We start from the raw sequence: 22,396 nt of genomic DNA, 5'->3' as shown, positions 1-22,396 counted from the left end.
ACTGAGGATCTTGCCTGATGATGCTCAACGAGCTTGACCTACAAGAGTTTGCAGGTTTGCACTCGGGCAGCTCAAAGCTTGCAAGGTGCTGAATCGTCAAGTCAGTTGCAGTCTTCTTCGCTGTTCATGCGCCTTACGATTGCTGGGATGAAGGTTCTCTGTCAGATCAGTATTGCGCCAGAAGTTTGCTCGAGAGCTCTGATCAGAGCTAATGAATGCGGGGGCCATTGCCGTTATGCAAGGCAATGGCCCGATCAGACAAGCGAGGTCTTTGCTTAGGCGTCGTCGAGAGCTGCGACACCTGGCAACACCTTGCCTTCCAGCAGCTCAAGGCTGGCGCCACCACCGGTGGAGATGTGAGACATCTTCTCGGCGAGGCCGGCCTTCTCGACAGCGGCCACGGAGTCACCACCACCGATGATTGTGCAGCAACCCTTGCCACTGAGGTCCGCCAAGGTTGTGGCGATGGCGTTGGTGCCGGCGGCAAACCTGTCGAACTCAAACACGCCCATGGGGCCGTTCCAGATCACTGTTTGGCAGTCAGCAAGTGCGTCTTGGAAGAGATTGATTGAGTCTGGGCCAATGTCCAGTCCCATCCAACCATCGGGAATGGCGTCGATGGATACGGTCTGACTATTGGCGTCGGGGGCGAAGTCATCGGCTAGAACTACATCAGTGGGCAGAAGCAGTTGAACCCCCTTGGCCTTGGCCTTGGCCTCTAGCTCCTTGGCCAGCTCTAACTTGTCTTCTTCCACCAGGCTCTTGCCGACTGAAAGGCCACGCGCTTTGTAGAACGTGAAGATCATGCCGCCGCCGATCAGCACCTTGTCGCACTTGTCGATCAAGGCTTCCAGCACGCCGATCTTGCTGCTGACCTTGGACCCACCCACGATCGCTGCAAGGGGTCGCTTGGGGTCGTCGATGGCACCTTGAAGGTATTGAAGTTCCTTCTCCATCAGGTGGCCTGCAACGCTGGGGTTGAGGAATTTCGTGACCCCTTCGGTAGAGGCGTGGGCTCGGTGTGCTGCACCGAAGGCGTCATTCACATAGGCGTCAGCAAGTGCTGCGAGCTTTTGGGCGAAGTTGGCGTCGTTTTTTTCTTCTTCTGAGAAGAAGCGCACGTTCTCGAGCAGGACAACGTCTCCATCGGCCATGGCATTGACCTTGGCTTCGGCATCGCTACCAACGCAGCTTTCGGCTTTGGGCACGGTTTTACCCAGGAGTTCGCTGAGGCGTTTTGCTACTGGTGTGAGCCGCATACCTTCGTTGATTTGTCCCTTTGGTCGGCCAAAGTGAGCCGAGAGGATCACCCGAGCACCTTTGTCGATGAGGTCATTGATGGTGGGCAGGGCGGCGCGGATGCGGGTGTCATCGGTAATGGCGCCGGTCTCGTTGAGAGGCACGTTGAAATCAACCCGAACCAGCACACGCTTACTGCGTAGGTCCGCTGCGTTGAGACTGGACAGTGAACGCTTCGCCATGGGGGTTGTGCCGTACGGTAAGAAAAACCCGCTGAGATTAACCCGTGTTTTGTTTGGCTGGTTGGCTGGATAGGCCGGCGAACTGATCTGGTTGGCGCTAGGACAAGATTGAAGCAAGCATTTTGTTCAAACGCATGTTTGAAACCGTTCTCTTCCCGATTGATCAGAGCCGGGAAACGATGGAAACGGCCAGCAAGGCTTTGGAACTGGCCAGAAGCCATAGCAGCCGTTTGATCATCCTGTCTGTGGTCCAGGCTGAGCGGCCTGAAATGCACGATCCTGAGGCTGTGGCAGTTCTATTGAAAAGGGCTCGAGAGCAAGTCGAGCAGGCTGGGATTGCTTGTGAAGTGTTGGAGAGAGAAGGTAAGCCTGCCTTCGTGATCTGCGATGTGGCTGATGAATTAAATGTGGATGTGATTGTGATGGGCACACGCGGTGTGAATTTGGATGGCGAGAGCGAGAGCACAGCAGCCCGGGTAATCCAGTTGGCCCCTTGTCCGGTGCTGGTGGTGCCGTGAGCACTCCAACAATTCAGTGGTATCCAGGCCACATCGCTAAGGCGGAACAACAGCTCAGCAAGAATCTCGACAAAATTGACCTTGTCATTGAGGTGCGAGATGCTCGCATCCCGATAGCCACTGCTCATCCGCAGCTGCAGCGCTGGATTAAGGGCAAGCAGCATTTGCTCGTGATCAACCGCCGCGACATGATTTCCTCTGCGGCTCGACAATCTTGGGATCGTTGGTTCCGTGACCAGGCCCAAACCCCATGGTGGTGTGATGCCAAGGCTGGCACAGGTGTTAAGCAGGTTCAACAAGCAGCCATACGAGCTGGCGATCAGCTCAATCAGCGCCGCCGCTCCCGTGGTATGCGACCACGCCCTGTAAGGGCACTCACTTTGGGGTTTCCCAATGTGGGCAAGTCTGCCCTGATCAATCGCTTGGTCCGTCAGAAGGTGGTGGAGAGTGCTCGTCGCGCCGGCGTGACCCGCACCCTGCGCTGGGTGCGCTTGGGTCAAAACCTTGACTTACTTGATGCCCCCGGCGTTTTGCCACCCCGCCTCGATGACCAACAGGCTGCTTTGCATCTCGCCCTTTGCGATGACATCGGCCAGGCCGCCTATGACGTTGAGTTAGTAGCCCTAGCGTTGCTGGAGACGCTGAGTGTGTTGGAGAAGCAGGCAGCGGCTGGGGTCGTTGCAGGGGTCCTTGAGCAGCGTTACGGCATCAACTTGGCCGGTGAGCAAGCTGATACCCATGCTTGGTTGATGACTGTTGCCGAACGCCACACCTCTGGTGATACAGGGCGGATGGCTCAACGGCTTTTGGATGACTTTCGCCGAGCACTGTTGGGGCCGATCGCGCTGGAGTTGCCATTGCCATGACATTGGACGAACGGACATTGGCGTTCGGAGAAGGTGAGGGTGAATTGCTGAAGCTGCACTACCCCAAACCCTTACCAATGCGTCTGGATCGTTGGCTTGTGAGCCAGCGATCGGAGCAGAGCCGTTCACACATCCAAAAGTTTATTGAGGCTGGTCTTGTACGTGTGAACGGCATCACCGGGCGAGCGAAGACTCCTTTGCGCCAAGGCGATGAGGTGGAGTTGTGGATGCCACCACCGGAACCGCTGCCCTACCTGCAACCGGAGGAGATGCCGCTGGATGTGCTGTTTGAAGATAGACATCTGATCGTGATCAACAAACCTGCGGGCCTCACAGTGCATCCAGCTCCAGGCAATCGCAACGGCACGTTAGTGAATGGTCTGTTGCATCATTGCTCTGATCTGCCTGGCATCAGTGGAAAGTTGCGACCAGGCATCGTGCATCGTCTCGATAAAGACACCACTGGCTGCATCGTGATTGCCAAGAGTCAGGAGGCATTGGTGAAACTGCAAGAGCAGATTCAGAAACGAATTGCATCACGTAACTATCTGGCTGTCGTGCATGGCGCTCCGACAGGTGACCAAGGCACGATCGTGGCAGCGATTGGTCGCCATCCGGTGGATCGCAAAAAATATGCCGTGATCACTGAAGACGGAGGCCGTCATGCCTGCACCCATTGGACGTTGGTTGAACGATTAGCTGACTATTCCTTGCTGCGTTTCAAGCTTGATACGGGGCGCACCCATCAGATTCGTGTTCATTGTGCTCACATTGGTCATCCAATAGTTGGTGATCCCATTTACAGCCGCTGCCGCAAGTTACCGATGGATTTACCTGGCCAGATTCTGCACGCTGTGCAGCTTGGTTTAAATCATCCACTAACCGGTGAACGGATGATCTTTGAGGCACCCTTGCCTAAGGAATTTGATCATCTTTTGAAATTGCTACGCCTGAAGTTGATGAACAGATAAGCACATTAGGGGCATTTCTTTATTGACTCTCATCAAAGAGTCTCAATAGGCCGAAAAAGCATAAAGTCATGCTTACTCATATTTAAAAGAGTCGTTTCGATACCTCCGTCACCTTTGATAAGTAAATCGCTACCAACTTGTTCGAAGAACAATTCAATGTTCTCTTCAATTAGAATCCTGTCCAACTTGAATATTTGGAAGTCTTCAATTGTATCCTTTCCTGGACTGAGCGTGAACTTGTCTGAGCCGCTGCCACCATTTAAACGATCATCTCCATGGCCACCAATCAGAGTGTCATCGCCCTTTCCACCATACAAATAGTCATTGCCTCTACCTGCAAAAATGATGTCATCACCTTCTAAGCCTTTCAAGAGATCATTGGTTTCACCAGATCCTGAAAAGGAGAAGATGTCTATGATTCGATCATTCTTATTTGTCCCTTGATAAGTCTTTTGCACGCTGTCTAAAGATGGAGGGTCACTGGAAGATCCAACCCATGCGACACGGATCTGCTCCTCGCGCAATGTTGCTGGTAAGCCTTTAAAAGATAGATTTATAGGCTTTGCCCCACCTTGTATGCTTCCCCCCCCTATGATTGACCATGATTCAACCAACACCCCAGTATCATCGTCTAAGTATGCATCCAGATATTGAACATTATAATATTGACCATCATTTGGGACAAAAGAGACTTCAACATCCTTGGTCAATTTACCTGGCCCATCAGTTAGACGAATCATCGCCTCAGGTGCGACACCTTGAGTTGCAATGCTTGTTGTCGGCAGACTCGCAGACTTTTCAATCCATTCAACACGTATATTCTCCTTGGCTAGATTTTTAGGCAGTCCTTTATAATATAGGTATATTGGGCTATTCGTGCCTTTGATTATATTATCTTCTCCTCCTATATTTATCCATTCATCGACCTTCTCTCCATTATCATTCATGCTTGAATTTAAATACTGAATATTGTAATATTGGCCATCTCTTGAATTAAATGCAATTTCAAGATCTTTGGTTAATTTTCCTGGACCATCGTGAATGTAAAAGACTTCTTCTCTTGTACCATTTTCAAGTAATTTTGTAGCAATTGTTGGTTCAACACCAGGCAAGTCAGGCATGCTTTGTAAGCGCTCTTCTATAGCTGCATCTAATTGTGCTGATAAGACTAGATATTCATCGGTGATTTCTTTGGTTGCTATCTTTGCCTCGCCAGCTTCTGCGCGTTTGGTTTCAGCCCATGGAGAATAGTTGAGAGATTCTAGTGGTTGCTGTTGCTCGTCAGAATAATCAGTGCCATTGCCCCTTAGATCATAGAATTCTTCTTGATATACCTGATTCGAATATGGCTTTGATTGATCATAATACCTGACTAACTTGTATTCTTTGGTTCTAATCGCCTGAATTTTACTAGGCGGGTTTAACATTCCTAGCTGTGGGTCTTTAGCCACACCAGATGGGGGGTCTTGTCCAGCCCAATCATCATCCCAGGTGAATAAAATATAATCTTGCGACTCATTGTCATCTGTACTCCCATCAATAATTCCGCTATAGTCAATTCCCTGTAGATCATATGAATCAATTGTATTTTTTTCTGCCCCAATGAGGTTCAAGTATGTCGGGAGGAAATCAATATGAGAAACAAGTTCCTCAATATTGGATTCGCGGCCTTCAAAGTATCCTGGATTACTCCATATCAAAGGAGTTTTAATCGCTTCTTCATAGGCATTAAATGTTTTTTGTCTCATACCACCATGAGCTAAGCCAAGCTCACCGTGGTCGGACATCTTCACAATCATCGTATCTGATGCAAATGCCGCGTCGGAGTTAATCGTATCAATTACCTGTTTAAATTGGAGGTCTGTTCGTTGGATTAGATTGGCATAAAAGTTTAGATAGCTTGTGCTATTGCTAGTTATAGTGTCATCTATTGGCGCAAAAAGATTGTCCATTACTTCCACGAATTCCGCTTGAACATCGGGCTTGTAATTACTGGATATGTTCTCATTTATGGTCTCAGGAATAGGCTGTTGAGATGAAAAATTTACGTCCAGAAAATCCTTAATGCTATACTTATAATCTTCATTGCCTATTGCTAATGCTTGCCCTAAAGGTGGATATGCAAGGATATCGTGTGGGTTGACCAGACTAATCACTAGGGCAAATGGTTTATCATTCCCTGAATCAATTCTATCTTCAAGCCACGTTATACCATCATTTATAAATCGCTGATCATTGGTCAGACCAAGAGGGTTCGAGAATGTTCCCGCTTCAGGGGGATCCCATTCATTAAAGCCAAGCAGAGACAAGTCTGGGTCTATGTATTCGTCATCTGATGTATTTGCTGTACCCTTATTTTGATTAAAGCCGATATTCATATGTGCTTTGCCCTTATAAATAACGTCGTAACCCTCGTTCTTCAGTATTGTGGCAAAGTTGGGAATGTCTGGATTCAAGCCAATCTGTGCTTGAGTCTGAGGATTAACCCATTTATCAGAAGTTATAACCTCTTTGACCTCGTGCTGGGCGGGGAATTTGGATGTAAAGAATGAAGTTCTCGCTACTGAACATTGATTGGTATTTGTAAATGCATTAGAAAAAGAAAGGCCATTTTGCGATAACCACGAGGTGGCGGGTAAGTCACTATCAAAGGTATCCGCAAACCCAAGGTCATGGGACCTTTCTTGATCAGTAATGAGAATCACGAGATTCCGTGGAAATCTCTTCTCAGCCATTATCAGCTAATACACTAAAGTTAGTGTATCATTTCACAAAGCATGTTCTTTCAATATAGCGGTAAACTACAACTTTGAGTTTGTCTTTGCCGAGCCCACTTTTTCTATTCATCAAAAAGATTATAGTGAAGTGTCCAAGGTATAAGATCCAAGCAATTCGATTCTTCACCTTATCTCAAATAATCCAGATCAAGGGGCATGGAGTACGCATTAATCAAGATTAGGTTAGTTCTAAAAAGTTATTGATCCGCCACAGAGGGATCCTTTTCCCAGAAACAGCTTGCCCATAGCAGATATAATTGGTAGAAGGAGTCCAACATATAACCATCTAACCAGCCTGCCAGCAGAGTCTGAGATAGATTAGGTTGACATTGACTAATCTGGGGGACTTTTCCCTGTCTCCTAGCTATTTTTTTTAGGCGCATGAGCGAACTGGAGGCTTTTATTGCTGAAGCGCGACGCAACCCTGATCTGCAGGCTCAATTAAAGGATTGCTCATTGGAGAAATGGGGTGATCAGCATACGCCATTAGATGTCGACACTTCGAAAGTTATTGAAGTGGCCAAGAGCGCTGGTTATAATCTTTCCGAAGCTGATATATTCCTTGCTCAATGTCAGCAACTCAATGATTTCTGGAGGTTTGAGATGGAGAATGCCTTTGTCGCAAGGCGTACTCTTGCAAAGATTCAAATGCAAACCATAGGATCGAATGACGCTATAGATTATTACTCACTCTGAATTAGGTATCTGTGATAACTCAAGGAAGTTTTTTTGAAAATGCTTAACTCTTGAGCAATAATGAGTTTCAATCGATCAAAATAATTCTTCCCTAGTGAGAATACGGTTAAGGACTATCCCATGACCAGATCTGAGAGATTACCGCTGTAACCAGTAATTTCAACCATACTGTCTGAGCTCCCCTGCAAACCAACTCTGGCGTCATTCATCTCTAGGAAAGTTCGTGTATTCATGCTGAATATGGCTGCAGTATGAGCATTGGAAGTTGTCGAGTTGAGTAGTGATGACATCTCTTCTCTCCTCAGGCTCCTGGTGCTGGCTAATTGAGTGACTTCATCTACTATGGATCCCCAGGCCATGATCCTGTCTGTACCAATTTCAAGATCATTAATGATGTCAAAACTGCTGATCGTGAAGTCACCAGGTGAAAATTGGGAGACATCTGCTCCAGCCTCGAAGGCTGGCCTCTTGCTTGTTTGATAGTTTTGCGTCAATGAAAGCTAAATCTTTGATGACTTTATTTTGGCTTTTGCTGTTTTATTTTACCGAGAGGTTACCTGCTCTTGAGGAAGCGCAATTATCATACCTAGAAAATGTTCCAAGGGTCGGTCAGGCATTTCATGCCCGCCAGAATCTTATACTTAAAGAAACACCTCTTTAATATCAATTCCTGCAATTTTGGCCATGCATTTAATGGCAAATGATCAAAGATAAATAGATCCTGAGGCGTGTTGGCTTCGCAATAGATGTTCAATTTTAACGATTTCACTAGAGTTTTAAAGGCCAAAGCGTGTTGCTTTGTGTTCTTTCCCATCCCTCTAAGCCTTTTGGGTTGGCAGTCTCGGGCAGGCTTCGACGAGTGTGCGGGTAATTGCTGCTTGGGGGTTCTGAAGGAGCTGATCGCCCGGTCCTTCCTCAACGATTTGCCCATGGTCGAGCACAATCACTCTGTGGCAAAAACCACTGGCAACGGAGAGGTCGTGGGTAATGAAAAGAATCGCGAGCCCCAATTCTTTCTGAAGCTGACGCAATAGAGCCAACACCTCAGCTTGAATTTCCGCATCCAGCATGCTGACGCTCTCATCGCAAATCAGCACCTTCGGTTTTAAGGCCAAGGCTCGGGCAATGGCGACGCGTTGTTGCTGGCCGCCAGAGAGCTGGCGAGGCAGTCGGTTTTGATAGTCCTCTGCTGGGCTGAGGCCCACCTGTTCAAGTAACTTTCGCCCGTTTTGCCTTGCTTCGGCTCGGCTTGCCATTCCATGGATGAGCAGTGGGTCAGCGATGGCTTCTGCGATCGTCATTTTTGGATTGAGGCAGGCGAGGGGGTCTTGAAAAACCATCTGCAAGGCCTGACGGGCTTGCCTTAATGGCTGTCCTTGCAGGCTGAGCAGGTTGTGGCCTTGGAGGTGCACCTGACCACCCCGGATCGGCGTAAGACCCATGAGGGCCCGGCAAAGGGTGCTTTTGCCGCAGCCAGATGCTCCAACCACACCAAGGCTCTCGCCAGCACGGATCTTGAAGCTCACTCCATCAACAGCTTTGAGCCAGGTCGGTGCCCAGGGCCAGCCTCCCAGAACATGCCAACAGCGCAAAGCATTGACTTCTAGAACGACGGCAGCGGTATGCGAGCAAGTTGGAGTGCTTCCGCCTTCACGCGCCCTGGCGGCACCCACGAGCCGAGTGCCGATAGCTGAGCGGGGATGAGAAAGCAGCTCTTCGCTCCGACCCTCTTCCACCATGCGTCCCCCATCGAGAATGGCCATGCGCTCGCACCAGCGAGCTGCCATCGCCAAGTCATGGCTGATCAGCATGAGAGCACTGCCGAGCTCTTCGCAGAGGTTGCTGAGTTCGGCCATAACCTGACCTGCCACGGCGACATCAAGGCTGGTGGTGGGCTCATCGGCGATGACCAGAGGGGGATTGAGGGCGATTGCTAGAGCAATGGACAGCCGCTGACGCATCCCACCACTGAATTCATGGGGGTAAGCGCGGAACCGGTTCGCCCCGATTCCCACTCGCTCCAGGAGTTCCTCTGCCCGCTGCTCTCGCCAGCTGGGGGTAGCTTGTGGTTGGTGGGCGTTGAGAGTGTCCAGCAAATGCTTTCCCACCGTCATCAACGGATTGAGGCGGGTCATTGGATCCTGAAAAACCAGACCTACCGCTTCACCACGCAGTTGCCGCAATCGCTTCTGATGCAATGGTCTTGGATCTTGGCCGGTCAGTAGCAACCCCCCCTGGCAAATGCTGCCAGGGGGAAGTAGATGCAGTACGGCCTTGGCCACGGTGCTCTTGCCACAGCCTGAAGGGCCCACCAGGGCGAGTCTCTCTCCTGACTTGATGCTTAGGTTCAGTCCATCCAGTGTCCAATCAGCGCTGCGGGGATAGCGCATGCGCAGTTGGCTGAGCTCGAGTACCTGCTCTGAAGAGCTGGGCATCGTTAGTAGCACGGAGTCTTGAGACTGAATACCATGGATTGATGCGCTGGGTCGGATGCTCAACGTCACCACTGCCCCAAAGTCAACACAGGCCAATGCTGCCTGTGGTTCAGAGGTGTGTGGTTTGCCTGAGATCAGGAGACATCCGTTCAGCAGTGTTGATGACTACGGCATTGCCTTGCCGGAATGGTTGAAAGACTGTATTAAGCACATTCCTCCTGGGATTGGGCAGAGTTGCCCAATCGATTCAGAAGCCCTGCTTGCAGCAGCTTTTGATTTGGCCTTTCAGCTGCATGAGGGGCAATTTCGAGCCAGTGGTGACCCATATATCGTTCACGCCGTGGCAGTGGCTGATCTGTTGCGGGATATCGGCGCTAGCGCCAGCGTGATCGCTGCAGGTTTCCTTCACGATGTAGTGGAAGACACCGATTTAACCCTGGAGCAACTGGAAGATTATTTCGGCGCTGAGGTACGGGAACTGGTGGAAGGCGTCACCAAACTGGGGGGGATTAATTTCACTAACCACACTGAGGCCCAAGCTGAGAACTTACGCAAAATGTTTCTGGCAATGGCCAGCGACATCCGCGTGGTGCTGGTGAAATTGGCCGATAGGCTTCACAACATGCGCACGCTTGGCTCATTGCAGGCTGATAAGCAGCAGCGCATTGCTCGTGAAACCCGCGAGATTTACGCACCTCTAGCCAATCGCCTCGGCATTGGTCGCTTCAAATGGGAACTCGAGGATTTGGCCTTCAAGCTTCTTGAACCTGAGGCTTTCCGAGAGATTCAGCAAGAGGTGGCTACCAAGCGCAGTGAACGGGAGAACCGTCTGGCGACCACGGTTGAACTGTTAACGGAACGACTGGAAGCTGCGGGTCTTGATGCTTGTGAAGTCAGTGGGCGGCCGAAGCATCTCTATGGCATCTGGAGCAAGATGCAACGCCAGCAAAAGGCATTCCATGAGATCTTCGATGTGGCGGCTTTGCGAATTATCGCTCCCAGTGTGGAGACTTGCTACCGCGCCTTGGCTGTCGTGCATGACACCTTCCGGCCTATTCCCGGACGCTTCAAGGATTACATCGGTTTAGCCAAGCCCAATGGCTATCAATCGCTACATACGGCGGTCCTCGGCAAGCATCGGCCCATTGAGGTGCAGATTCGTACTCCAGGGATGCATCGTGTGTCTGAATTCGGCATTGCGGCTCATTGGGAGTACAAAGAAGGTGGTTCCCCAGCTGCCGCCAATAAGGAGCGGTTTAATTGGCTTCGTCAGCTTGTCGAGTGGCAACAGGAAGGAGGCAATGATGACCACAACGACTACCTTGCTTCGATCAAGGAAGACTTGTTTGATGAGGAGGTGTTTGTATTTACTCCTAAAGGCGATGTAGTGGGCTTGCGCAAAGACTCAACAGTCGTTGATTTCGCCTATCGGATTCATTCAGAGGTTGGCAACCATTGCCATGGTGCGCGAATTAATGATCGGCTTTGTCCATTGTCGACCTCATTACAAAATGGTGATTTCGTGCAAGTTCTCACCAGCAAAACAGCACATCCAAGCCTCGATTGGCTGAACTTTGTGGCTACTCCCACAGCCCGTAATCGCATCCGTCAGTGGTATAAGCGAAGCCATCGTGATGAAACGATCCAACGGGGGAAAGACCTTTTGGAGCGTGAACTCGGTCGCAATGGTTTTGATGCGCTACTCAGTAGCGAAGCGATGACTCGCGTGGCAGAACGCTGCAATTTACCGGTTACAGAGGATTTGCTTGCGGCGCTTGGTTTTGGAGCTTTGACCTTGCAGCAAGTTCTGAATCGTTTGCGAGAAGAAATCCGTCTTCAGACTGTCGAGCCTGAGCAACCACTCAGCAATGTCAATGTTGCGAAACGGCTTGTGGCTCAAGTGGAGTTAAGCCCAGCCAGGCTGTCTGCGTCTGATGGCGTACCGATCCTTGGCGTGGAGGGCCTTGATTACCGCCTGGGCGGCTGTTGTAGTCCGCTGCCAGGAGAAGCGATCCTTGGAACGGTTGCTCTTGGTAATCACGGCATCACGATTCACCGGCAGGATTGCGTCAATGTTGGCTCGATCCCCAGTGAAAGACGATTGCCGGTGCGCTGGAATCAAGGTGCCTTCATCGCAGGCGAGAGATTCCCGGTGCAGTTGCGTATTGAAGTGATTGACCGAGTGGGAATTCTGAAAGACATCCTGATGCGTCTTTCAGACAACCACATCAATGTGAGCGATGCCAGGGTTAAAACATCCTATGGCAAACCCGCCTGCATTGATTTGCGGGTTGAGCTCAACAGTGCTGCTCAGCTGGTATCAATGATGGATCAGATTCGCTCGATGGCCGATGTTCTCGATATCGCCCGCACTGGCTTGAGCTAGGACAGCGCGATCTAAACAGGCAAAAGCAACTGGGATGTCTCTTAGTGGCCGTTCCTTTCTTGGTTGACCTTGGTCTCTACGTCTACTGCCGTGAGGCATCTCTACTTTATGAGCAACTATTTCGTATCGTGCCGTTCCTTGATGGGCCTAGCTCCATGCCCTTTCTACATAGCCGTTCCCCTGCGTTGCTGATTCAGGCGCTCAAGCGTCTTGACTGATCAATTCCTTGCCTAATGGCTTAGCGGTGGTCTCTACGTGCTGTTTCCCAAATCATGACTTCATGCAATACAGCGCGCATGGAAAAGCCTGGGGATTGTTATCTATACCGCGATTGCTCTGAAATCTAAATAAGACCTGAACAATGGAATCGTAAGCGATACTTTTGATCAGTCCACTTAATCTTAGATCTTCTTGCAATCGCTCACGTTGATCGTGCCTACTAGGTGGTCAGGCTCTGATAGCAAATGTCAAGATTATCTTGCCGAGTAGATGTACGCTTAACGAATAGATCTCTACGATCACTAAGCGACCTTGCGCTGTTCACCATTTTAGTCACTGACTCTATTAAAGACAATCACAAGATAGCCAAGCTACCCAACGAATAGAGAGCCCTAAGTACTGGGAGCGGGGGAACTGCAAGGTTCTAGGTGATGAGTTTCTGGCTCATTCTTTGGCACTGGAATCATATTAAAGATCAATTGATTGACACAAAATTTTCCGCTAACCCTGTCATCAAAGACTTTCTTAGCGCCCTCTATATCAGCAGAGCTCGTGAATTAGATTTTAGAATCATCCGCTACAATTTATCAGATAAAAGTCTTGAGTTAGCATCGCGATTTCCAAGGGTACAGTGCCTTGCTCTGGCAGGTGTTGTGGGCCATACAACGATGGGGGCTCCTTCAACCGCTGCTATGTGGCGAAACAGGGGAATAAAATATTGGCCATGAATGCATGAGGGCTGTCTATGAATTTGAGAACAACGTGTAACGACAGCTTTGTGTTGGATTGACTAACCTGCTACTCGCATTGAACTTTGAGCCGCAGATTGAAAGTCTGGGCTCTGAGTATTGGGATGTGGTTGATGCCGCACGATTTCCGCGTACTGAATTGCGTTTCCGTAATGATGCTTTGCTGAGGCAGCTAGGGGTTGACCCTGATGCCGTAGAGGATCATCATCTGGAGCAGGCTTATGGTTCTTTTGAGGCTCGTACTCCGTTATTAGCTCTGCGTTATCACGGCTATCAATTCGGTACATACAATCCATTGCTTGGGGATGGTCGTGGCTTCCTTTATGGTCAACTGCGTGATCGATTTGGACAGCTTCAGGATCTTGGCACTAAGGGATCTGGTACAACTCCCTGGAGCCGTGGAGGGGATGGTCGACTGACCCTCAAAGGGGGTGTACGGGAGATTATCGCCAGTGAAGCGCTGCACCGTTTAGGCGTCACCACGAGCCGAACTCTTTGCTTAGTGGAAACCGGTGAGAAGCTTTGGCGGGGTGATGAGCCTTCTCCGACTCGCAGTTCAGTGATGATGCGTATGGCACGCACGCATCTGCGCTTTGGCACTTGTGAGCGGCTGCTGCATTTGCGGGATGCTCAGAGCCTAGAGCGTTTGTTGCGTCATGTGGTTGATGTCTATTATCCGCAGATTGCCGCTGCCTATCCTGTTCAAGAAGGCAATGCTGCTGGCGCGATCGAAGCTCAGTTGCTGGCCTTCTACGCAGAACTCGTTGAACGGGTGGCCAGGTTAACGGCGGAGTGGATGGCTGCAGGTTTTACCCATGGTGTTCTCAATACCGACAACATGTCTCTGCTGGGAGAAAGTTTCGATTACGGTCCATTCGCCTTTTTGGATCAATGGGAGCCTGGATTTACTGCTGCTTATTTTGATCAAACAGGCCTCTATGCCTATGGCAGGCAACCTGGGATATGCCATAACAACTTGCGCCTGCTGCAAGAACCATTGGCAATGCTTCTGCCACGGCAGCCAATGGAGCAGTCATTAGAGACATTTGCTCCTATTTACCAATCTCATTATAGAGCTTGCATGCAGCGTCGTCTCGGTCTTCCGAGTCGTTTTGATCGCAATGACAATCTTGAGGGTTGTGATGATGCCGTTCGTAAAACTCTTGCACTCCTCGACACTTGGCCTGTTGGTTATGGTGCCTTCTTTGCAGGCCTTGCTGCTCAAATATCGACCAAGGGGTTGCCGGAAGAGCCAGAAGCTTTGTTGCCAGTGGTCTTAAATGGTGCTGAACCTGCAAGGAAAGCCTGGCTGGATTGGAGAGATCGTTGGTGGACACAGCAACGGGAAGCTGTGTCTGCTGAGCCGGCTGAGGCACAAGCCATCAATGCGCGATTGCAGCGCTGGAATCTTGTCAAAACACCAATTCGATCTGTGATTGAGGAGTTTTGGCAATCGATCGATCAACATGATGATTGGCAGCCCTTGCAGGCATGGCTGAAAGCAATCTGTGTGGATTAACACTAATTTCACAGGGGATATTTCTTGTAAAAGTGGTTCCTTGTTTCATGCTTGCCTGAGAGCGAGGTGTAGCCATTGCCACGGCCTGCAAAAACTGCGACACCTCATCCAATACATCCAAGAAAATGAGTCCATTACGACGCCAAGCATTCAACAGAAGCACCCTCAACAGGCTGAAAGCGACTTAAAAAAGCATTGGGTAATGACTGGATGCCGTGATCCCTATGTCGACGACACCTAGCCAACTCATCACATCCCAACCTTCTTAAGTGCTCTTCGCCAACCACCGATAGACCCAGTAACCGCAGATCGCGACGATCACCCACGGAATCAATGCTCTGACCAGCCAAAACCCAAGCAGCAGCACCAAGGCAGAAACAGCTATCCGCTTGGTGATTGCCTTTGCCCCATCAGTCATGACTTCCCAGCGAGGTACCAGAGACATGGTTGTTACTTTTTTCAATGCATCTGATCTTCTACCGAACCCTCTTGCTATGCAACTTCAGGAGCCCATCCAACCTCCAGCTCCCTTCTGATGATCCATTGATGGCATTTGCTGTTGAGGTGCTCTCCTTGAGGAATCAAGCGTTGATGAATGGGACAGGTCAATAAGGTCTGGCACTGCTTTCCGACCGCATAGCGGAAGTGATTACAGGTCATGCACACTGCTCCTGATCGCGAGGATTTGAGAGTGCCCTCATCCATGCACTGCCACTCCTCTGGGTCAGAAGAAGGGATGGGTGATAGTTGCCTGCCTGAGAACCGTGCCATCGAGCCCTGCGCGTCCAGTACATCTGTACTAGCTCAAGAGGGTCGCTTGGGTCAAGCGGCTGATCGCGACTGTTCTGGTCTCTAGTGCTCGGAAGGATCCGGCAATGCAATGGTGACTGTTAAGCAAGAACAGCCTTGCGCATGGTCCTTGATGCACGCAACTTAGAAATAATCTCCAGACTTCTCCATAAAGCATAAACGGACCTTTTTTCGCCCTGCGCCTAGAGGGTATTTTGCTTATTCACACACTATCAGAAAGAATCAGTTATGGTTAGTTCGAACTTTAACCATTAATTGACCAATGCTTCGCAAGCAAGAAAAAAATGCAATCACAAGAGGTGTCTTACTCGGTATTGGTTGGGGGTGGGGTTTAGATAGGTTTTATGAGGGGGATAAAAAAGGAGGAATTCTTTCAATCCTTGGATGGGCAATCATTTTCATGAGTCTCTTCTATCTAAAATGTTCAGGAATTGAATACGTCGATGGCGTAAAGGATTATTCCAACTACAGTCCTAATCCATTCATTGTTATTCCCTTAATCGCTGGATTATACGGCGCATATTTGATTATCAGAAAGGCATTCAAATTGGCAAAGCAATTTGAAAACGCAGAAGATTAGTTGGTTATCGATTAAACTAAAGACACAACACTCCTCAAGTAGGTTTTGAGGTATGGGCGCTGATTGATGTTGGCGTCCTTTTTCATGCTTCTTTATCACTGCTTTACTCTAATTTTCGGTTCAAGATCTAATGCTGCCTATATCCACAATCAGCATTCCAGAGTAATGGGGATGAGGCGATGAGTTTGTGGCCTCGAAGATAGATAGGTTAGGCAGAACTCAAGTCGAGGTAGTCAATCACATCCATGACCTGCCGCAGCAAGGCATCCACGTCAGAACCCTCGATGGGCTGATCAACACCAGAGCTTTAGGCAAGTTCGCGCCTGTGCTTCTTGGTCTGCTCTCTGGTCTTGCAAAAGTGGAGCGCTCATTGACCAGAAAGAGAACACTTGAGAGCATCCAACACCGCAAAGAAACAGATGGGAACTCTTGGGAGGCAGACCTAAGACCAGTCGGGTCAAAGAAGGGCTGGCACTACGCCTTAGCAAGGAAGGCTGCTCTTACAGATCCATAAGAGAGCACACAGGTCTTGCTCTCTCCACCATCAGAAGGATCATCGTGGAGCAAGAGATAGTAGCGGCTTGAACCTTCCACCACATTTCTTAGACAAAAAGAAAAAAAATTGTCTTCCATGTCAAGGGGGTCTTGCCAGTCACTATGGCAATACATACTTGGATGAAATCTTTCCCACCTCAATATAAGGGTGTTGCTGTGAGGTGTGAGGAAACTTTCTATCATTTACGAGAGGGAGCAGGAAGATGACAAAGAGAACAATGAATTCGGAGTTCTGACTATGGCCTGAGACACAGCAAGAGCGATAGTTCCTCGTTGATTTCTTCGTTGTCTTTTGGGTCAGCCATTAGGTGTAAATACTCTTCCCTGAGTATAGCTAACTTCAGAGGAATTGCTGGGTCTGTGATAATGGATGAACCTAGCTGAGCTTATCGCTCTCTTCCCATTGGACCAACTTCACTTTTATTTATAGGACCAGTATCTAGTCCATCTTTGTAAATAGGATCAACAATATAATTTGAATGTATAATTGCTTTCCTTTGATTCCTGTCAGCAAACTTAGTAGAAGACTTATCCAACCTAAAAGCATTGCCAGTAGAAGTACCGCAACCTGCAAATCCCTGTAGCTCTCCAATCGTAAGTTCGTTGTTTGTCATTGGCTTGGATTGGTTGTGAGGGACTTATCCCTCGGATGAACACATCATCTCCCAAATCAGCAACAGCTGTGATGATCTCAGTCATCTTCAACTGTGATCTTAATTACAAGCTGAAAAGGCTATAAAAAACCCCGCTCAATGGCAGGGTAGCAAAGATCTGCTTGGAGCAATCTGCATTTGCCTCAGATACATATATAAAAATATGCCCTATCTAGAAGGATCAGTCGCCAATCAACGACAAGGTCCTGGGTTTGGACGTGGGTCAAAAGGGCTTGGCTTAAAGAGATCCCTGATTTCATCAATGTAATCGCTTACCTCATGCTTGCCATCACCATCGCCAAAAGTACTTTCAATCTTATCACCTATTTTTTTAACTGTTTTTTTGATCCAACTCCAGAGGCCTCCACCAGTTACGAATGCCAGTTGTTCAGGAGTTAGCTCCATGTCTTCAAGCTCACTCATAACGAGTGCTTCAAATTCAGCTTCGGTGATCTGATTTTTAAAATTAGTCATGATTAAAAATAAGTAGTGTGTTTAAGTTCGTTGGAATCTCTTCCGCCGACAAACACACTGTCTCCCAAATCAGCAACAGCTGTGATGATCTCAGTCATCTTCAACTGTGATCTTAATTACAAGCTGAAAAGGCTACAAAAAACCCCGCTCATTGGCGGGGTAGCAAAGATCTGCTTGGAGCAATCTGAATTTGCCTTAGATACGTATATAAAAATATACTATATCTACACTTATGATCAGCCTTTAATCAGAGTTTACTACATCATCCCTACAGTTACTATTGGAAGCATGTCTATTATGTCTTGCAATTCAAACTTTCCATCATTATCTCCCTTTTTGTCGATAGCTTTGCCTACTTTCTTGGCTACTTTCTTGGCTGTTTTTTTAAGCCAAGACCAGAAGCCTCCACCAGTTACGAATGCCAGTTGTTCAGGAGTTAGCTCCATGTCTTCAAGCTCACTCATAACGAGTGCTTCAAATTCAGCTTCGGTGATCTGATTTTTAAAATTAGTCATGATTAAAAATAAGTAGTGTGTTTAAGTTCGTTGGAATCTCTTCCGCCGACAAACACACTATCTCCCAAATCAGCAACAGCTGTGATGATCTCAGTCATCTTCAACTGTGATCTTAATTACAAGCTGAAAAGGCTATAAAAAACCCCGCTCAATGGCGGGGTGATAAAGACACTTCCTGTCTAGAAGGGATCAGTCTTTTTTGTCACTTTTCTTACTAGATAGGAAACCAATAACCGCAAGGACTTCGTCAATGTAGTCACTCACTTCATGTTCGCCATCACCATCACCCAAAGTACTTTCGACCCAGTCTGCTGCTTTCTTGGCTGTTTTTTTAACCCAAGACCAGAGGCCTCCACCAGTTACGAATGCCAGTTGTTCAGGAGTTAGCTCCATGTCTTCAAGCTCACTCATAACGAGTGCTTCAAATTCAGCTTCGGTGATCTGATTTTTAAAAGTAGTCATGATTAAAAATAAGTAGTGTGTTTAAGTTCGTTGGAATCTCTTCCGCCGACAAACACATCATCTGCCAATTTCTCTTATACGTCATTGACTCCAATCATTGCTAGTTGTGATGTTGGTCACAGGTCCTATTAGAAATTTTTAAAAAAATAAATTCAGATCGAGCTGAGGTTTCATGAAACAAATCTCTGAAGCGATATAACGTATGTAGATGGACCTCATTTGCCCCATGGCCACCCTGCAACGCACGTCTATTTCCTTGAGACGTGATCTGTTAGGGCGAGCAAGGTTCGTTGAGTCATTACTAGTAGACAACAAATGGCCTGTCGGCCTATGTCCGTATTCAGCGTAAGCATTGCGTAAGCGCCTATTTGACAGCCCCTCAAAAGCCTTCCAGTACAGTAGTTCTCAGCCTAGGTAGTGTAATCGGCATTGATGCGCACGTATTACCCATAATCTAGTATTTGCAGCGCTTTTGGTCATAACCTATCATCGTTACCATGGTGTTACCAGATCACTGCCGCTCGTGACATCCCTCTTGCGGCGGTCCTGCCGTACCCAAAGCGTTACCAGCTCGCTCCACTAACTGTTGACGACTTCAAGCGTTCTCGATAAAAAACAGATCCCAACCGATAACAACGCCTACGTCTACAGGCGTGCAGAGCGGGGTGGTCGATGGTTCCTCTACTTCTACGACCGAGAAGCAGGAACAAGGCACCGCTTTGTTCTTAAAGATGCCAAGGGTCAATATCCCAAACCAGACATCACAGGACAAGACGATGCCTGGATGGTTGGTCTTGCTCTCTACATGGAACTCAAAGCCAAAGCTGATCGCGGAGAAGCCATCCGTTCGATCTCATTCACTGAGATGGCTCAACAGTTCCTAGCCAAAGAACAAAAGAAGATCAGCTCTATCCCACTGCAAGGGATTACAGCTGCTCGCTACAGGCTGCTTGCCAATCAGATGCGCTGGCTCAGGGACTACGTCGGAGATGACAAAAAGCCCATTCACAAGTTTCGGCGCTCGGCCTTTTTGAACTACGAGACATGGCGCAAAGAACGAGCCATACAAATCGGCAAAAAGATCCCAGTGCAAACCACCATCCTCCAAGAGATGTCTGCCCTTAAACGCGCCTTTGAGGAAGTCGGCGTCGCCCATGGTTTTGTCACGCGAGAGAGCCTTCCTGAGATCCCACGCATCAAGCTGCCGAAAGACCAAAAGCACCGCCGTGATGACTTCTCAGAAAAAGAGTGGTTAGAGCTTGAAAAAAGCAGCCGGCTCTGGTGGAGCAAAGGCTTGCAACGCACTTTCGATGAACAAGGTCAGCTACTCAAAGATTCCAGCGGCAAGTACATCACAACCGTCAGCGTTGATGGCCTTTCGCCCCGCTCTGCAGCACAGCTCATCCATCGGCAACTCATCTATTACGCGATGCGCATCTCGATGGATAGCGGCATCCGTCCTGGCTCCCTACGCAAGATCAAGTGGAAGCACATCTCAGAGAACACCGCTATCCCCAAAGCAGAAAGGAAGACATGGATCATTGTTGAGGTGCCGCCAGAGAACACCAAAACAGCTCGCTATTACCGCATCTCTGCTCCCATCGCTCGTCACCTTGAGACCCTCAGAGATATCACCAGATTCAAGAAGCCCGACGACTTGCTTTTTGTCAATCAACGGACAGGGCAAGCCTTTAGTGAACGCATCTGGAAAGACGCTTTCGCTGAGGCATTAGTAGAGGCACGACTCGCAGATTGGGCCGATGATGACAGCAACAACCAAAGACGCATCAACATCCACTCCGGCAAGAACCTCACCTGGTACAGCTTTCGACACACTCACATCAGCATGCGTCTTAAAGCCGGTGTACCAGTTCCTGTGATTGCAGCTAACACCGACACCAGCATGAAATACATAGAAGACCATTACTTCCACTACCGAGCCGATGAAGCAACAGATCTACTTAGCAAAGGTAGAAAGACAATTAAAGCTGCAGAAAATCACCTCCATTGGATTGGTTAGATCAAACAATAAAACACGTATCACCAAAACGAACTCATGGGTCAAAGCAAGCAAAGTAAGTTCAATACAACATCAAAATCCAAGACCTTCTTCCCCATCAAGCAGCATCGCTTTGATTCTTCAAAGCATCCAATCATTCAATCAACTCAAAAGTGTGCAGCACGCATGACAACGATGCTATCTGCGCAAGAAGATCAAATGCTAGAAGGTCTTACTAACTCTCTTCAATGTAATCAAAGGGAAGCCATTCGCATCGCCTTACATGAGGCTTCCAGAAGCGGCTTTAAGGCCCTGCAAAGCACCTCTAGATGCGCAAGAGCATCAACAGTAGACAAGGGTCATACAGGGCGCTCTAGGCCTCTCTCGGTCAGTCTTCCTAAGGCAGAAAAGCATCAGGCAATCGGCTTGGCCGATCAACTCGAACTTACAGACAAAGAAATCCTCAGGCTTGCAATCATCTGGCTCGCTAAAGCCATCAAAGATGAAACCATCACCAAGCTGCAAGACACTCCCAAGCTCTCTCAAGATTCATTGGCTAAGCAATGGAGCCAAACCCACAAAGGCGAGCCATCCAAGCTCACAAAGCTCAAAGCATCAGCCAAGGCTGCTTACCAAAAAGCAGAAGCATTGGGCCAAGAAAAAGACAAGCAGCTCTACGAGCAACGAGGCTTGATGATGCAGCAGCTTGGCGATCAAGCACAGCTAACAACTATCGACGCCATGCTGCAGCGAGACGCAGACGATCTCATCGATCAGATCATCAATGACTTCAAAGGCACAGAAGCTCTAGGTCAAAAAGAAGAGGAGATCTTCCGCATCATGATCTCTTACCAGATTTGGGATGAGCAGCTTGCAACTGAGATCTGGCAACAAGAGCAACAACGAAAACAAGCAGAAGCCTTAGAACCTCAAATGACAGATGACATGCTCGATGAATGGCTCAATGAATTAACAGCAGGTAGAGAGGATCAACCAACGCCTACCCCCTTACAGCTGATGGCTCAACAACCTCGAGAGCGCCTTACACCAGAAGAGCTGATCATCAAGCGCTTCTTTGATGCTCTTGACTGAAAACCCTTGCTATCACTAGAAAAAGACACCTACCCCCCTACTCTAAGAGGAAAGACAACATAGACATACCAACACCATGACGACACTCACTACCGCTAAAGAAAAGCTTTGCCGCTCCATGCTTAGCAAAGTCAGCATCTACGAAAAGATGTTGCTAACAGCACAAGAAGATAAAGACACAGAGACAATCAAACACCTCTACCAACACCACACTCATCTGATGAACAGGTTGGAGAGGTTGCTCTGCTCATAAGGACCACACACCATTTACTAAAGACACAACAGTTCCTTAGATCCCTATTGCTGATCGTGCGGTGAACGAGCGAGCAAAGCGAGCGAGTGAACCACCATCTTGAATACAACTTCCTTCACTAGCTCTTACTTGAACAGAAGGAGTTGACGAATGAAGATCTCACTTGGCTTAGCCACTGACGACAAACCAATTGCTGAAGTTGATGTGGGTTGATAGCTGCAACCAAACACATCCCAGATAATGAGAGCACTTTTAATCGTTCAATCCCAGTGCACCGTTCTCTTCGTCTTCCTCTATCGCTTGCTGGTGCTGCTGCCCCATGCCTTGACTTCGAGAGAATGAGTAATTTATAAATACTCAATGTATTTAAAAAATATTGCAATGAC

Annotated in this window: 21 protein-coding genes and 1 pseudogene; 13 read left to right on the top strand and 9 right to left on the bottom strand. The window is 48.5% G+C overall.

Annotated elements, in window-relative coordinates:
* Positions 1-275: 275 nt before the first annotated feature.
* A complete protein-coding gene (locus SIB68_RS09595) occupies positions 276-1,481 on the bottom strand; it encodes a phosphoglycerate kinase (RefSeq protein WP_063401168.1) in 1,206 nt (401 codons plus the stop codon).
* Between the two features lie 134 nt (positions 1,482-1,615).
* On the opposite strand from SIB68_RS09595, the gene SIB68_RS09590 reads away from it, so the two are divergent.
* The 3 genes from SIB68_RS09590 to SIB68_RS09580 are packed head-to-tail and all read left to right on the top strand — an operon-like array spanning position 1,616 to position 3,836.
* Positions 1,616-1,999 (top strand): universal stress protein, encoded by a 384-nt coding sequence (locus SIB68_RS09590; RefSeq protein WP_063401104.1) that lies wholly within the window; start codon positions 1,616-1,618, stop codon positions 1,997-1,999.
* Positions 1,996-2,865 carry a ribosome biogenesis GTPase YlqF gene (gene ylqF / locus SIB68_RS09585; RefSeq protein WP_063401169.1) on the top strand — a complete coding sequence of 290 codons (870 nt, stop codon included), beginning with the start codon at positions 1,996-1,998 and terminating at the stop codon, positions 2,863-2,865. The genes SIB68_RS09590 and ylqF overlap by 4 nt, the downstream gene beginning before the upstream one ends.
* A complete protein-coding gene (locus SIB68_RS09580; protein WP_063401105.1) occupies positions 2,862-3,836 on the top strand; it encodes an RluA family pseudouridine synthase in 975 nt (324 codons plus the stop codon). The genes ylqF and SIB68_RS09580 overlap by 4 nt, the downstream gene beginning before the upstream one ends.
* Before the next feature lie 32 nt (positions 3,837-3,868).
* Here the strand turns inward: SIB68_RS09580 and SIB68_RS09575 are convergent, their stop codons facing one another.
* A complete protein-coding gene (locus SIB68_RS09575; RefSeq protein WP_196757151.1) occupies positions 3,869-6,541 on the bottom strand; it encodes a sulfatase-like hydrolase/transferase in 2,673 nt (890 codons plus the stop codon).
* Between the two features lie 453 nt (positions 6,542-6,994).
* On the opposite strand from SIB68_RS09575, the gene SIB68_RS09570 reads away from it, so the two are divergent.
* On the top strand, positions 6,995-7,309 hold the full coding sequence (locus SIB68_RS09570; protein WP_063401108.1) for a Nif11 family protein: 315 nt from the start codon (positions 6,995-6,997) through the stop codon (positions 7,307-7,309).
* 113 nt (positions 7,310-7,422) lie between these two features.
* Here SIB68_RS09570 and SIB68_RS09565 read toward each other — a convergent pair whose 3' ends face one another.
* Together SIB68_RS09565 and SIB68_RS09560 are read right to left on the bottom strand one after the other, a co-directional pair.
* Positions 7,423-7,599 carry a bluetail domain-containing putative surface protein gene (locus tag SIB68_RS09565; RefSeq protein ID WP_413682041.1) on the bottom strand — a complete coding sequence of 59 codons (177 nt, stop codon included), beginning with the start codon at positions 7,597-7,599 and terminating at the stop codon, positions 7,423-7,425.
* Between the two features lie 528 nt (positions 7,600-8,127).
* The gene (locus tag SIB68_RS09560; RefSeq protein WP_063401111.1) at positions 8,128-9,744 is read right to left on the bottom strand and encodes an ABC transporter ATP-binding protein; all 1,617 of its coding nucleotides are present in this window, start codon (positions 9,742-9,744) and stop codon (positions 8,128-8,130) included.
* Between the two features lie 55 nt (positions 9,745-9,799).
* Between SIB68_RS09560 and SIB68_RS09555 the strand changes: the two genes are divergently transcribed.
* The 4 genes from SIB68_RS09555 to SIB68_RS09540 all read left to right on the top strand — a co-directional run bounded on the left by SIB68_RS09555 (position 9,800) and on the right by SIB68_RS09540 (position 14,617).
* Positions 9,800-12,130 (top strand): RelA/SpoT family protein, encoded by a 2,331-nt coding sequence (locus SIB68_RS09555; protein ID WP_413681830.1) that lies wholly within the window; start codon positions 9,800-9,802, stop codon positions 12,128-12,130.
* A 44-nt stretch (positions 12,131-12,174) separates the two neighbouring features.
* The gene (locus SIB68_RS09550; RefSeq protein WP_155725005.1) at positions 12,175-12,348 is read left to right on the top strand and encodes a hypothetical protein; all 174 of its coding nucleotides are present in this window, start codon (positions 12,175-12,177) and stop codon (positions 12,346-12,348) included.
* Positions 12,349-12,780: 432 nt separating this feature from the next.
* Positions 12,781-13,077 carry a hypothetical protein gene (locus SIB68_RS09545; RefSeq protein WP_063401113.1) on the top strand — a complete coding sequence of 99 codons (297 nt, stop codon included), beginning with the start codon at positions 12,781-12,783 and terminating at the stop codon, positions 13,075-13,077.
* Between the two features lie 58 nt (positions 13,078-13,135).
* Entirely contained in the window at positions 13,136-14,617 is a 1,482-nt protein-coding gene (locus tag SIB68_RS09540; RefSeq protein ID WP_063401114.1) for a protein adenylyltransferase SelO, read from the top strand.
* A gap of 134 nt (positions 14,618-14,751) precedes the next feature.
* On the opposite strand, the gene SIB68_RS09535 is transcribed toward SIB68_RS09540, so the two are convergent.
* Positions 14,752-14,967, bottom strand: coding sequence for a hypothetical protein (locus SIB68_RS09535; RefSeq protein ID WP_155725006.1), 216 nt, complete (start codon positions 14,965-14,967; stop codon positions 14,752-14,754).
* A 308-nt stretch (positions 14,968-15,275) separates the two neighbouring features.
* On the opposite strand from SIB68_RS09535, the gene SIB68_RS09530 reads away from it, so the two are divergent.
* The 3 genes and pseudogenes from SIB68_RS09530 to SIB68_RS09520 all read left to right on the top strand — a co-directional run.
* Entirely contained in the window at positions 15,276-15,473 is a 198-nt protein-coding gene (locus tag SIB68_RS09530) for a hypothetical protein (RefSeq protein ID WP_063401116.1), read from the top strand.
* Between the two features lie 216 nt (positions 15,474-15,689).
* Positions 15,690-16,007 (top strand): hypothetical protein, encoded by a 318-nt coding sequence (locus tag SIB68_RS09525; protein ID WP_063401117.1) that lies wholly within the window; start codon positions 15,690-15,692, stop codon positions 16,005-16,007.
* A 175-nt stretch (positions 16,008-16,182) separates the two neighbouring features.
* A pseudogene (locus SIB68_RS09520) lies at positions 16,183-16,592 on the top strand (recombinase family protein); the annotation flags it as partial.
* 356 nt (positions 16,593-16,948) lie between these two features.
* Here the strand turns inward: SIB68_RS09520 and SIB68_RS09515 are convergent.
* The 4 genes from SIB68_RS09515 to SIB68_RS09500 all read right to left on the bottom strand — a co-directional run bounded on the left by SIB68_RS09515 (position 16,949) and on the right by SIB68_RS09500 (position 18,666).
* On the bottom strand, positions 16,949-17,176 hold the full coding sequence (locus tag SIB68_RS09515; RefSeq protein ID WP_236069131.1) for a CCRG-2 family RiPP: 228 nt from the start codon (positions 17,174-17,176) through the stop codon (positions 16,949-16,951).
* 231 nt (positions 17,177-17,407) lie between these two features.
* Positions 17,408-17,689, bottom strand: a complete 282-nt coding sequence (locus SIB68_RS09510) for a hypothetical protein (RefSeq protein WP_063401118.1) — start codon at positions 17,687-17,689, stop codon at positions 17,408-17,410.
* A gap of 257 nt (positions 17,690-17,946) precedes the next feature.
* Positions 17,947-18,204 (bottom strand): hypothetical protein, encoded by a 258-nt coding sequence (locus SIB68_RS09505; protein WP_063401119.1) that lies wholly within the window; start codon positions 18,202-18,204, stop codon positions 17,947-17,949.
* 189 nt (positions 18,205-18,393) lie between these two features.
* Positions 18,394-18,666, bottom strand: a complete 273-nt coding sequence (locus SIB68_RS09500) for a hypothetical protein (protein ID WP_063399016.1) — start codon at positions 18,664-18,666, stop codon at positions 18,394-18,396.
* 586 nt (positions 18,667-19,252) lie between these two features.
* On the opposite strand from SIB68_RS09500, the gene SIB68_RS09495 reads away from it, so the two are divergent.
* Both SIB68_RS09495 and SIB68_RS09490 read left to right on the top strand, forming a co-directional pair.
* Complete coding sequence (locus SIB68_RS09495) at positions 19,253-20,686, top strand: site-specific integrase (protein ID WP_063399039.1); 1,434 nt, start codon at positions 19,253-19,255, stop codon at positions 20,684-20,686.
* 165 nt (positions 20,687-20,851) lie between these two features.
* Positions 20,852-21,757 carry a hypothetical protein gene (locus SIB68_RS09490; protein WP_155724843.1) on the top strand — a complete coding sequence of 302 codons (906 nt, stop codon included), beginning with the start codon at positions 20,852-20,854 and terminating at the stop codon, positions 21,755-21,757.
* Positions 21,758-22,396: the final 639 nt, after the last annotated feature.

This window comes from Prochlorococcus sp. MIT 1323 (genome assembly GCF_047304905.1).
GTDB classification, from domain to species: Bacteria; Cyanobacteriota; Cyanobacteriia; order PCC-6307; family Cyanobiaceae; genus Prochlorococcus; species Prochlorococcus marinus_D.
The sequence above is the reverse complement of the archived record's forward strand: the minus strand, read 5'-3'. Positions and strand labels throughout refer to the sequence as shown.

Bases quoted from the DNA above. Each gene is read 5' to 3' on its own strand.
- SIB68_RS09595 (WP_063401168.1), bottom strand. From the start codon at position 1,481: ATGGCGAAGCGTTCACTGTCCAGTCTCAACGCAGCGGACCTACGCAGT.
- SIB68_RS09590 (WP_063401104.1), top strand. From the start codon at position 1,616: ATGTTTGAAACCGTTCTCTTCCCGATTGATCAGAGCCGGGAAACGATG.
- SIB68_RS09580 (WP_063401105.1), top strand. From the start codon at position 2,862: ATGACATTGGACGAACGGACATTGGCGTTCGGAGAAGGTGAGGGTGAA.
- SIB68_RS09570 (WP_063401108.1), top strand. From the start codon at position 6,995: ATGAGCGAACTGGAGGCTTTTATTGCTGAAGCGCGACGCAACCCTGAT.
- SIB68_RS09565 (WP_413682041.1), bottom strand. From the start codon at position 7,599: ATGTCATCACTACTCAACTCGACAACTTCCAATGCTCATACTGCAGCC.
- SIB68_RS09560 (WP_063401111.1), bottom strand. From the start codon at position 9,744: ATGCCCAGCTCTTCAGAGCAGGTACTCGAGCTCAGCCAACTGCGCATG.
- SIB68_RS09555 (WP_413681830.1), top strand. From the start codon at position 9,800: ATGCTCAACGTCACCACTGCCCCAAAGTCAACACAGGCCAATGCTGCC.
- SIB68_RS09545 (WP_063401113.1), top strand. From the start codon at position 12,781: ATGAGTTTCTGGCTCATTCTTTGGCACTGGAATCATATTAAAGATCAA.
- SIB68_RS09530 (WP_063401116.1), top strand. From the start codon at position 15,276: ATGCACACTGCTCCTGATCGCGAGGATTTGAGAGTGCCCTCATCCATG.
- SIB68_RS09525 (WP_063401117.1), top strand. From the start codon at position 15,690: ATGCTTCGCAAGCAAGAAAAAAATGCAATCACAAGAGGTGTCTTACTC.
- SIB68_RS09515 (WP_236069131.1), bottom strand. From the start codon at position 17,176: ATGACAAACAACGAACTTACGATTGGAGAGCTACAGGGATTTGCAGGT.
- SIB68_RS09510 (WP_063401118.1), bottom strand. From the start codon at position 17,689: ATGACTAATTTTAAAAATCAGATCACCGAAGCTGAATTTGAAGCACTC.
- SIB68_RS09505 (WP_063401119.1), bottom strand. From the start codon at position 18,204: ATGACTAATTTTAAAAATCAGATCACCGAAGCTGAATTTGAAGCACTC.
- SIB68_RS09500 (WP_063399016.1), bottom strand. From the start codon at position 18,666: ATGACTACTTTTAAAAATCAGATCACCGAAGCTGAATTTGAAGCACTC.
- SIB68_RS09490 (WP_155724843.1), top strand. From the start codon at position 20,852: ATGACAACGATGCTATCTGCGCAAGAAGATCAAATGCTAGAAGGTCTT.